The organism is Flavobacterium sp. 25HG05S-40 (genome assembly GCF_052654735.1).
On sequence record NZ_CP199750.1, the window covers coordinates 2,424,422 to 2,435,441 of the forward strand.

Sequence of the window (11,020 nt, forward strand, 5' to 3'; positions counted from 1 at the left end):
ACAAAGGTTTTATCTTTGAAAAGTTTTAATTACAATTTATTTGTGCATTCGTGGCTCCATTATCATGAAAACAATACACTTTTTAACCCTCGCTTTTTTTATAAACACCATGACTGTTTTTTCCCAGGAAACAGACAACGCTGATTTGTTGAAGGTAATCTTTACCAAATATTATAAAAATGAAAAGGCAATTGCCAAAGGAAGATTGCAACTGTTGCGATTCTATTGCCAAAAAGCCCCCAACAATCCCGAAGTATTGGAAGTGATTTCTAAAAGTGATTTGCTAAAAAAGAACGCTGACGAAATCAAAAAACAAATGTTCATTACCGCCGAAGAAGATTGGTCTGCAGCTTACAACATCTTGTTTAACAATCAAAATCAGTATTTAAAAAGTAAGGTTAACGATTGTTTGTCGTTTGAAGATTACAAAGTGGTCTCCGACAAATATGGTGAGAACAATCAGCGACTTATGATTGTTCACCGACCGATTTATTTTGCCAGTAATAACTTCGCCTTAGTGAAAGTTGCCTTCTACCGCAGCATCGAACATAATAGCGGTTGTTTTCTATTGTTCGAGAAAATAAATGGTGTTTGGACGATTAAGGAAACTTTAAACGAATGGGCTACATAATTATATGAAAGTGTTACAATCGCTTCTATTCCTTTTACTGTTTTCGATGTTGTCCTGTAGTCAAAAAGAGAAAACCAAAACTCCAAAGCAACTTGTAGCGGAGGATTCGGGTAAAAGTGTATCCGATTTTGATGATGTTCTTCCTGTATATTCTATTTCGAAAGATATTGATGCCATTGTCTTAGAACTTAATGACTACGACCCTAAAGAAGCTAAACTATTTCATGACAAAATCTACGACGATATTTTACAGAAGGATACCTTATTTGATTGGGGAGATAAAAAGGATTTCATTGCCACTATAAGACCCATCAATTCCATCTATATAGATACAACAGGACAGCTAAACATCTTCCGAAGCTTGAACCTTGAAAAAAGAATTAAGGAAAAACTAAAACCCTCATATTATATTTATGGTACAAAAGGCTTTACAAAAGTTAGTTTAGGCGATGTCTATTTCACCGTAGATGAATGCCTGTCAAGAATCATTGCTATAAAAATTAATGGATTTGACAAAAACAAATATGGGCATCCTTTATTTTGTTCTGAGAAACCGCTAAGTATGGTTTATGGGAAAGATTATAAAAAAGTCGAGAAAACAATCAACAAACAAATAGATCGATTTATAGATAGCATTCAGGCTGATTACAGAAATAAATCGGGCTCTACAAAAATAGTAGCGAATACTGACTCCTATTATTTTACCTATGAAGATGATTTTAACTGGAAAAAAGAATTTAACCTCACCGATCTTAATTTCCCAAGCAGATCAATATATCGTATCAACAATCAAAGTAAAGCTGAAGTTGTTTGGGAAAAAAGTTTAGATTTGTATGGTATCCCTTGCGATTAATTATGAAGCTTAAAGAAATACTTTCCGTCCTAGAAGAAATGGCGCCTTTGGCGTATGCTGAAGACTTTGACAATGTAGGTTTACTCGTTGGCGACGTGAATGCCGAAGCAACGGGAATTCTCGTATGCCACGATGCTTTAGAAAGTGTACTCGACGAAGCCATTGCTAAGAAATGCAACTTAGTAGTGTGCTTCCATCCTATTATTTTTTCAGGTTTGAAGAAGATAACCGGTAAAAATTATGTAGAACGTGCTGTCCTGAAAGCCATCAAAAACGATATTGCCATTTATGCTGTTCATACCGCTTTAGACAATCACAAAGACGGTGTCAACAAAATCTTTTCAGATGCTTTGGGTTTAATCAACACTAAAATTCTGGTTCCGAAGCAAAACTTCATTCAAAAATTAATTACTTACACTGTTCCAGAAAACGTCGAAACATTACGCAACGCGCTATTTGATGCCGGAGCAGGAAAAATTGGGAATTACGAAGACTGTAGCTTCAGTTCCAAAGGTATAGGGACGTATATGGGCAATGAAGACAGCAATCCCGAAATTGGGAATCGCTTTGAATTTGTTGAAAACGAAGAAATCAAAATCGAAGTCACATTTGAAAAGCACCTGCAATCAAAAATTCTTAAAGCTTTATTCACAAATCATGTTTATGAAGAAGTAGCCTACGAGATTTATGACTTACAAAATACCCATCAAAATATTGGACTCGGAATGTTAGGCGAACTTGAAAAACCAATGACCGAAACCGATTTTCTAGCCTTTGTTAAAGACAAAATTCAATGTGGTGGCATACGACATAGCAATTTATTAGGAAAATCTATCCATAAAGTAGCGGTTTTAGGCGGTTCCGGAAGTTTTGCTATTATGAATGCTATTCAGGCAAAAGCCGACGTGTTTTTAACAGCCGATTTGAAGTATCACAACTTTTATGAAGCTGAAAATCAGATTGTTTTAGCTGATATCGGTCACTTCGAAAGTGAAAGATTTACAAAAAATTATATTGTTGATTTTCTTAAGAAAAAAATCCCTAATTTTGCAATCATTTTTTCGGAAGAAAATACAAATCCAGTTAAGTACTTATAAAATATGGCGACTACAAAAGAACTAAGTGTTGAAGACAAATTAAGAGCTATCTATGACTTGCAAATCATAGACTCAAGAATTGATGAAATCAGAAATGTACGAGGCGAATTGCCTTTAGAAGTGGAAGATTTAGAAGATGAAGTTACTGGTTTGAGCACTCGTTTAGACAAATTAAAATCGGATTTGGTGGCTATTGAAGAGCAAATCAAAACCAAGAAAAATGCCATCGATGATCATCAGGCAGCAATCAAAAAATATACGACACAACAAAAAGATGTTCGTAACAATAGAGAATTCAACTCGTTAACCAAAGAAGTGGAATTTCAGGAATTGGAAATCCAATTGGCTGAAAAACAAATCAAAGAATTAAAAGCTTCTATCGATCACAAAAAAGAAGTGATTGCTAATTCAAAAGAAAAATTAGACCAAAAAACATCACACTTAAAACATAAAAAAGCAGAACTAAGCGATATTATGGCTGAAACTCAAAAAGAAGAAAGCTTTTTGATGGAAAAATCAGCAGAGTATGAAGCTCAAATCGAAGAACGTTTATTAGCAGCTTACAAAAGAATCCGTTCTAGTGTTCGCAATGGTTTAGCCGTGGTATCTATTGAGCGTGGTGCTTCAGCTGGATCGTTCTTTACCATTCCACCGCAAACTCAGGTAGAGATTGCAGCCAGAAAGAAAATTATCACTGATGAACATTCTGGAAGAATCTTGGTTGACGCTTCATTAGCAGAAGAAGAAAGAGAGAAAATGCAAAAATTATTTGCTCACCTATAATATACTAATCCCGAGTCATTCGGGATTTTTTTTTATGCAAAAAATTCAATTCTTTATCATCACCAAAACTATTGGCGCTTATCTCAATTTGTTGAGCTATTTCAATCTTGAAAAAGCCAAAAACAAAGCCTATCAACTTTTTAGCAGCCCAAGAAAAGGAAGGTTAAAAAAAGAACATTTGCCCAAAACGCTCCAAAGTGCGACGCTGGAAACCTTTGAATACAATAACGAAAAGTTCCTAACCTATATCTGGCCTGGAAACGAAGAAATCATTCTTCTGGTTCACGGTTGGGAAAGCAATGCTTCGCGTTGGAAAAAACTATTACAACATCTCAAACCATTAGGAAAAACCATTATTGCCATTGATGGACCGGCACACGGATTAAGTGAAGGTACCGAATTTAGCGCTCCAAAATACGCTGAATGCATCAATGTAGTGACCCAGAAATACCAACCAAAAACAATTATTGGACACTCGGTTGGTGGCGCTGCTATCTCCTTTTACCTCAATAAATACGGAGATAAAAACATCGAAAAAGTAATTCTCATCGGCGCTCCTTCTGATTTTAAAATTATTGCAGACAATTATATCAAGCTTTTGAGTCTGAACAACCGCATCAAAACACAATTAGAAGCTTATTATCTTCAAAAATTCAAAGTTCACATTAATGATTTTGCTGGACATAAGTTTGCACAAAACTTTGCACAAAAGGCACTGATTGCACACGATATTGAGGACAAAGTAGTACTTGTAGAGGAAGGCAGAAAGTACGCCAACACTTGGAAAAATTCGACGTACATCGAAACGTCAGGTCTAGGACACAGCATGCACGATGAAAGTTTATACCTTAAAATAGTTGCATTTATTAGCTGAAACCAGCCTAGTTTTTAATCATTTTTTGGATAAAACTTTTTCCTTGTTCAGAAATTTTAACAAAATACAATCCGCTTGATAATAAAGAGACATCCACAACTTTATCTATTGGTAGATTAGACGTATACACTAATTGACCAATTTTGGTATAAATTTCAATAACGGCATTATTAGAAATTAAATCACTTGTCATTATCGTAAACTGATTTGCAATGGGGTTTGGATAAATATAAAACTGAAATTTTTCCTGCTCGTTTATTTCCAATGATTCCTCAAAAACTCTTTGCACTGCCGCTTCCATATTGGGAATTGGTCCAATATTGCCCGACGATTCTGTGCCTTGAGGAATTCCGGTTTCTTGCATTATAGTTCGTAATGCTTGAGAACTCAAATAGGTATTGGTTAAACTAAAATAATACGATTGTAATACGGCCGCGCAAGAAGCTACAATTGGAGTAGCAGAACTCGTCCCGGTGAAAGTAACATAGCTTTGATTAAAATCATTTCCAAACAAGGTGTAAAAAGTTCCTAATTTACCAATTGATTGCACATTTTCGCCCCAAGCTTGTAAATCAACTCTTGAACCGTAAGTGCTGTAGAAAAGTCTGTTATGATTCATTGATGCACTTCCGGCACCCACAATAATAGCGCCACTATCTCCTCTTGCCATGTAATTGGTAAAGCTTGGTGAATCTAAATTAACTGCGCCATTTCCGGCTGCTGCAACAATAGTAATTCCAGCATCAGTGGCTGCTTTGGTTAAATCCCAAATGACCTGATTGTACTCTGCCATTACATAATCCGTTGAAGAAAATACTGATGCTTGCATTTCATAAACAATAATATCTCCAATAGTAGAATTATTAATCGATTGTGTGACCGCATTTATCCTATTATAACCTGATTGTTGCCACTCCGGATATAAAATTAACTCTTGAGCTCCATATGCCATTCCAGAAATACCGTAACTTCCTTTGTGAGCATACAAAATCCCAAAAACGGCTGTACCGTGTTCTGTATAAGCTTCACTGGCGCTAGTAGAAATGTTCATTCCATTCGCCAAACTAGTATTAATATCAACTAATTCTTCATGATTTTTATTGAAACCGTATTCAACATCTCTTAATTTTATGTTTTGTCCATTCAAACCTAAATCCCAGGCAGCTTGCATATTTACACCCGGATTTGATTGAATATAGCTTTGATTCGCTTCAAAATTTGTTGTCGTTGGCGGAATATCAACGGGTGGTTTCACAGGTTCAAGAGAGGTCAAACAGCAGTATTCAACCACATCCAATTGTTCCAATGCTTTACCCACTTCCAAAAGATGTTCATTGGATGAATCTTCCATTCTAATTTTAAAAATATTTCTAAGCTTACGCACTGCATCGGAATTACCGCGAAGTTTCATAGCATTGCCTTCCATTGTAATTAATGTATTTTCGGAAATGGGAATTCCTGTTTGAAACTCTACTCCATACGCTTCAATAAGCGCTTTCAAATCAGTATTACTCTCGGTAAATGTTTCAAGTGGCGAGTTTAATCCAAAGGAAACATACAAATCGTGTTTAGAAGCTGAAGTCAAATGAAGTGCTCCTTTTCGTTGTTGCGCAAAAGTTGCTGAGACGATAAATATAAACAAATAAAGTATTTTATTTTTCAAGACAAAAGAAATCAATAAGTTAAACATCAAAAGTTAGTAGTGCAAGATAAGATTCTTTTCAATTAATTTGTTTTTTTAGATTTAAAATCTAGCATTTTGATATTCAGAGACTTTAAAAAATTATAATCCTCATTTTATTTTTTTGCCATTTCTTCAAAAAAAAACACATGCTAACAATAAAAATTTCCTATTTTTAACAAAATCATTACTAATTACTTTTACTAATTATACCTAATCATGAAAATAGATAAGATTCAGGCTCTTCGCGGTCCTAATATTTGGAGTGTTCAACGAAAAAAATTAATCCAAATGCGCCTAGATTTGGAAGAAATGGAACAATTTCCAACCAATAAAATTGAAGGTTTTCGCGAAAGAATAGAAGCTATGTTTCCCACTATGATTGAGCATCGTTGTTCTGAAGGTACCCGTGGCGGATTCTTTTCACGTATAGAACGCGGCACGTGGATGGGACACGTTATTGAACATATTGCTTTGGAAATACAGACTTTGGCCGGAATGGAAACCGGATTCGGAAGAACCCGTGAAACCAAAACTCCCGGAGTATATAATGTAGTATTCAGTTACACCGAAGAAAACGTAGGAATGTTTGCCGCAGAAAGTGCTGTAGCCATTGCCGAAGCATTAATTGCAGGAACCGAATACGACTTAGAAGCTGATATTCAGAAAATGCGTGAAATTAGAGAGCGTGTGCGTCTCGGACCTTCTACAGGAAGTATCGTAGAAGAAGCTGTTGCTAGAGATATTCCGTGGATTCGGTTAGGCACTAATTCTTTAGTACAGTTAGGTTACGGCATCAACCAAATGCGTTTTCAGGCCACTATTACTTGTAAAACCAGCAGCATTGCTGTAGATATTGCCTGTAATAAAGAACAAACTAAAAAAATGTTGGATGCTGCGTCCATTCCGGTTGCCAACGGAGGCATCGTTGTAGACGAAGAAGATTTAGACCAAGTAATCCGAAAAATTGGATATCCCATTGTAATCAAACCCTTAGACGGAAATCACGGTAAAGGCGCTTCCATCAATGTAAAAAACAGAGAGGATGCTGTAGCCGGATTAGAATATGCCAAAAAATACAGTCACCGTGTTATTGTTGAAAAATTCATAACAGGATTTGACTTTAGGGTGCTCGTTATCGATAACAAATTAGTTGCTGCTGCAAAAAGAGAGCCTGCTCATATTAAAGGTGACGGAACCCATACGATTCAACAATTAATAGAAGAAACCAATAAAGATCCGCGTCGTGGTTATGGACACGAAAATGTACTAACCCAAATCGATGTTGACAGAGACACTACGGATTTATTAGAAAAACTAAACTACACTTTAGAAACAGTTCCGAAAAAGGATGAAGTTGTTTATCTGAAATCAACTGCAAATCTAAGCACAGGCGGAACTTCTATTGATGTAACCGATATGATGCATCCGGAAAATATTTTCCTTTGCGAAAGAATCTCACGGGTAATCGGATTGGATGTTTGTGGAGTTGATATTATGGCTGAAAACCTAACGCAACCATTGAAAGAAAACGGTGGTTGTATCCTTGAAGTTAATGCAGCGCCTGGATTCAGAATGCACTTAGCACCTTCTGAAGGACTGCCAAGAAATGTAGCTGCTCCAGTAATTGATATGCTGTATCCTCCAGGAAAACCAAGTCGTATCCCTATTATTGCGGTTACGGGAACCAATGGAAAAACAACTACAACCCGACTTTTGGCGCATATCGTAAAAAACAACGGATTTAAAGTTGGATTTACAACTTCGGACGGAATTTATGTGCAAAACCACATGATGGAAAAGGGTGATACTACCGGACCAATTTCAGCAGAATATATTCTAAAAGATCCAACGGTAGAGTTTGCTGTATTGGAAACTGCTCGAGGTGGCATTCTGCGTTCTGGTCTTGGATTTAGCCGTTGCGATATCGCGATTATTACCAACATTCAGGAAGACCATTTGGGCTTGAGTGACATTCATACTTTAGAGGATTTGGCTCGAGTAAAAAGTACCGTTGTCAAAAGTGTCAAAAAAGATGGCTGGGCTATTTTGAATGCCGAAGATGAACAATGTTTGAGAATCGCTAACGAATTAAGCTGTAATGTAGCTTACTTTAGTATGGATGAGAATAATCCAAAAGTAAAACAGTTTTCAAAAGAAGGAAAGATTGTAGCTGTTTATGAAAACGGTTTTATTACCATCAAAAAAGGCGAATGGAAAATCAGAGTCGAAAGAGCCACTCACGTTCCCTTAACCATGGGAGGAAAAGCTCGATTTATGATTGCCAATGTTTTGGCGGCTACTTTAGCCAGTTATTTACAAGGATTTAAAACCGAAGATATTAGTCTGTCCTTACAAACGTTTATTCCGAGTGCGGCTCAGACTCCGGGAAGAATGAACATCTTTGAGTTTAAGAAATTTAAAGTACTAATCGACTTTGCCCACAATCCATCAGGCTATAAAGGCGTTGAAGAATTTTTACATTCAGTAGAAGCTACCAAAAAAATCGGAATTATTGCCGGAGTTGGCGATCGTCGTGACGAAGACATCAAAGAATGTGCGACCATTGCAGCTCGAATGTTTGACCACATTATCATCCGTCAAGAAAAACACTTACGTGGAAGAACCGAAGAAGAAATCATAGGTTTAATCATGGAAGGAATTGCGGAAAGCGGCAGAACAGTAACTCACGAAATCATTAAAAAGGAAGTAGAAGCCATTAAACATGCCATTGATAATGCGGAAGAGGGAAGCTTTATAACGGCACTAAGTGATGTAGTAACCAATGCCATCGATATTGTTCAGGAATATTTGGACAAGGAAAGCGAAGATGGAAACGTTTAACAATTAAACTCTAAAATAAAGAATCCCAAACACCTCAGGGTTTTTGGGATTCTTTTTAAATTTATTAATAAATCATCAATCATGAAAAATCAAATCAATCCATCAGTTTTAAAAACTTTCGTTTTTGCACTTTCCTTTTCCTTACTCACTTTTAATAGTTCTTTAGCACAAACCAAGGCCGAAAAAATAGAGCAATTAATGAGTAAATACGCAGAATATGGTCAATTTAACGGAACCGTTTTAGTAGCAGAACAAGGAAAAATAATGTACAAGAAAGGCTTTGGAATGGCTAATATGGAATGGGATATTCCTAATCAAACCACTACTAAATTTCGGTTAGGATCAATCACCAAACAATTCACCGGAATGTTGATTCTACAGCTTTCTGAACAAGGAAAACTTAAACTTGACGTACCTATTTCAACCTACATTACGGACTACCCTAAACCAACGGGTGACAAAATAACCATTCATCATTTATTAACCCATACTGCCGGAATTCCAAATTATACTTCGTTTCCGAATTTCTTCAAAGAGACTAGTAGAAATTTTTATACACCAGAAGAGTTTGTAAAACAATTTTCAAGCTTACCGCTTGAATTTGAGCCAGGTAAAAAATTTGCTTACAGTAATTCAGGCTATTTTTTATTGGGTTACATCATTGAAAAGGTCACCGGCAAATCGTATGAAGAATGCTTACAGTCCCTCATTTTCACGCCGCTTAAAATGACTAATTCAGGTTTTGACCACAGCGAAATCATCCTCAAAAACAGAGCCGCTGCTTATGAAAAAAGAGGTAATGATTATATTAATGCGCCTTATATCGACATGAATTTGCCTTATGCCGCAGGCTCTCTATTTTCAACTGTTGAGGATTTATACCTTTGGGATCAAGCCTTATACACTGAAAAATTAATTTCAGCAAAATCAAAAGAACTGTATTTTGGGAAACACATTGCGACGGGTGGCGGCGGATATTATGGTTACGGTTGGGGGAAATATGAATTACCAATAGAAAACAGTACAGAAAAACTTCAAATTAATGAACACTCCGGCGGTATAAACGGCTTTAATACTTTAATCACCCGAATTCCTTCTGATAAAAATTTAATCATTTTTCTGAACAATACTGGTAGCGCTAATTTGAGTGAAATGAGTAAAGCCATCCGAGCCATTTTATATAACAAAACGTATAGTATGCCCAAGCAATCTTTGGCAAAAAACTTGTCAAATGATATTAACACTAAAGGATTGACGACAGCATTACTCCACTATAAAGAAACCCAAAAGTCGGATATTTATGCGATTAAAGAAGACGAAATGAATTCGCTTGGCTATGAATTTTTACAATCGGGTAAAATAAAAGAAGCCATCGAAATTTTCAAATTAAATGTGGAAGCTTTTCCTAATTCCGGAAATTGCTATGACAGTTTAGGAGAAGCTTACTTAGCAAATGGTGATAAAAAAATGGCACTCTTACATTATAAAAAATCGGTAGCACTTGATCCTTCAAATGAAAATGGCAAGAAAATAATCGAAGAGATTTCTAAATAATAGTAAAAGATGGTTTGCACTTACCCTTTTCATCAACTAATAGCTTTGCAATCAAGCTTTACAATTACTACTATTCTTATTTTTTTCGATTAAAATAGAGGAAAAATTATACTAACACTTAAACAATCAGGACAACCCATCGACCAAAAAGCACAGTATTGTTTATGGTAATCGGGAAGCCGATAATCGTTACCACTAATGAAGCAACTACATAAAATACTTGGCCAAATAGAAAGCCATATTCCTCAGCACGAAAAAGTGAATCCACAAGTTTCGCCCGCTACCATTGGCTGGCAAATTGATCATAGCCTTTTGGTTATCAATAGTGTAATTGAGCAACTTAAAAATTCCAATCCTGAACATTACAAATGGCGCTTCAATAAAATGCGAATCTTTATTCAAATTATCAATACCATTCCGCGTGGAAAAGTGAGAGCTCCAAAATTGGTCAACCCAATGGAAATGGCAACTATCGAAGATTTAAACTTTAAACTAGCATTGGCAAAAAAAAACATTTCTGATTTGGAAAAACTTCCTACCAAAAGTTATTTTACACATCCGATGTTTGGCGATTTAAAATTAAAAACGACTATTTGGTTTTTGAAACTACACACTAAACATCATCTTAAAATCATCACAGACATCCTTAAAATCAAAAACCCCGAAACATAATTTCGGGGTTTTTCTTTATCTAAAAACTAAA

At 35.9% G+C, this 11,020-nt stretch carries 9 protein-coding genes; 8 read left to right on the forward strand and 1 reads right to left on the reverse strand.

The window, feature by feature from the left end; genetic code table 11:
• The first annotated feature begins 109 nt into the window (after nucleotides 1–109).
• From ACULEU_RS10510 to ACULEU_RS10530, 5 genes are read left to right on the forward strand one after another with little or no spacing between them, the layout of a single operon-like run.
• The gene (locus ACULEU_RS10510; protein ID WP_445452544.1) at nucleotides 110–631 is read left to right on the forward strand and encodes a hypothetical protein; all 522 of its coding nucleotides are present in this window, start codon (nucleotides 110–112) and stop codon (nucleotides 629–631) included.
• Nucleotides 632–635: 4 nt separating this feature from the next.
• Complete coding sequence (locus ACULEU_RS10515; protein WP_445452545.1) at nucleotides 636–1,484, forward strand: hypothetical protein; 849 nt, start codon at nucleotides 636–638, stop codon at nucleotides 1,482–1,484.
• Between the two features lie 2 nt (nucleotides 1,485–1,486).
• Entirely contained in the window at nucleotides 1,487–2,581 is a 1,095-nt protein-coding gene (locus tag ACULEU_RS10520) for a Nif3-like dinuclear metal center hexameric protein (protein ID WP_445452546.1), read from the forward strand.
• Nucleotides 2,582–2,584: 3 nt separating this feature from the next.
• Nucleotides 2,585–3,364, forward strand: a complete 780-nt coding sequence (locus ACULEU_RS10525; RefSeq protein WP_445452547.1) for a zinc ribbon domain-containing protein — start codon at nucleotides 2,585–2,587, stop codon at nucleotides 3,362–3,364.
• Between the two features lie 34 nt (nucleotides 3,365–3,398).
• Nucleotides 3,399–4,238, forward strand: coding sequence for an alpha/beta hydrolase (locus ACULEU_RS10530; protein ID WP_445452548.1), 840 nt, complete (start codon nucleotides 3,399–3,401; stop codon nucleotides 4,236–4,238).
• A 7-nt stretch (nucleotides 4,239–4,245) separates the two neighbouring features.
• Here the strand turns inward: ACULEU_RS10530 and ACULEU_RS10535 are convergent, their stop codons facing one another.
• The gene (locus tag ACULEU_RS10535; protein ID WP_445452549.1) at nucleotides 4,246–5,880 is read right to left on the reverse strand and encodes a S8/S53 family peptidase; all 1,635 of its coding nucleotides are present in this window, start codon (nucleotides 5,878–5,880) and stop codon (nucleotides 4,246–4,248) included.
• Between the two features lie 258 nt (nucleotides 5,881–6,138).
• Between ACULEU_RS10535 and cphA the strand changes: the two genes are divergently transcribed.
• From cphA to ACULEU_RS10550, 3 genes are all read left to right on the forward strand, one after another.
• On the forward strand, nucleotides 6,139–8,763 hold the full coding sequence (cphA, locus tag ACULEU_RS10540) for a cyanophycin synthetase (protein WP_445452550.1): 2,625 nt from the start codon (nucleotides 6,139–6,141) through the stop codon (nucleotides 8,761–8,763).
• A gap of 81 nt (nucleotides 8,764–8,844) precedes the next feature.
• A complete protein-coding gene (locus ACULEU_RS10545; RefSeq protein WP_445452551.1) occupies nucleotides 8,845–10,317 on the forward strand; it encodes a serine hydrolase in 1,473 nt (490 codons plus the stop codon).
• Nucleotides 10,318–10,515: 198 nt separating this feature from the next.
• Complete coding sequence (locus ACULEU_RS10550) at nucleotides 10,516–10,989, forward strand: DUF1569 domain-containing protein (protein WP_445452552.1); 474 nt, start codon at nucleotides 10,516–10,518, stop codon at nucleotides 10,987–10,989.
• The last annotated feature ends 31 nt before the right edge of the window (nucleotides 10,990–11,020 follow it).

What these genes read in the sequence shown, in the direction of transcription:
- ACULEU_RS10510 (WP_445452544.1), top strand. Translation starts at nt 110, where the DNA reads ATGACTGTTTTTTCCCAGGAAACAGACAACGCTGATTTGTTGAAGGTA.
- ACULEU_RS10515 (WP_445452545.1), top strand. Translation starts at nt 636, where the DNA reads ATGAAAGTGTTACAATCGCTTCTATTCCTTTTACTGTTTTCGATGTTG.
- ACULEU_RS10520 (WP_445452546.1), top strand. Translation starts at nt 1,487, where the DNA reads ATGAAGCTTAAAGAAATACTTTCCGTCCTAGAAGAAATGGCGCCTTTG.
- ACULEU_RS10525 (WP_445452547.1), top strand. Translation starts at nt 2,585, where the DNA reads ATGGCGACTACAAAAGAACTAAGTGTTGAAGACAAATTAAGAGCTATC.
- ACULEU_RS10530 (WP_445452548.1), top strand. Translation starts at nt 3,399, where the DNA reads ATGCAAAAAATTCAATTCTTTATCATCACCAAAACTATTGGCGCTTAT.
- cphA (WP_445452550.1), top strand. Translation starts at nt 6,139, where the DNA reads ATGAAAATAGATAAGATTCAGGCTCTTCGCGGTCCTAATATTTGGAGT.
- ACULEU_RS10545 (WP_445452551.1), top strand. Translation starts at nt 8,845, where the DNA reads ATGAAAAATCAAATCAATCCATCAGTTTTAAAAACTTTCGTTTTTGCA.
- ACULEU_RS10550 (WP_445452552.1), top strand. Translation starts at nt 10,516, where the DNA reads ATGAAGCAACTACATAAAATACTTGGCCAAATAGAAAGCCATATTCCT.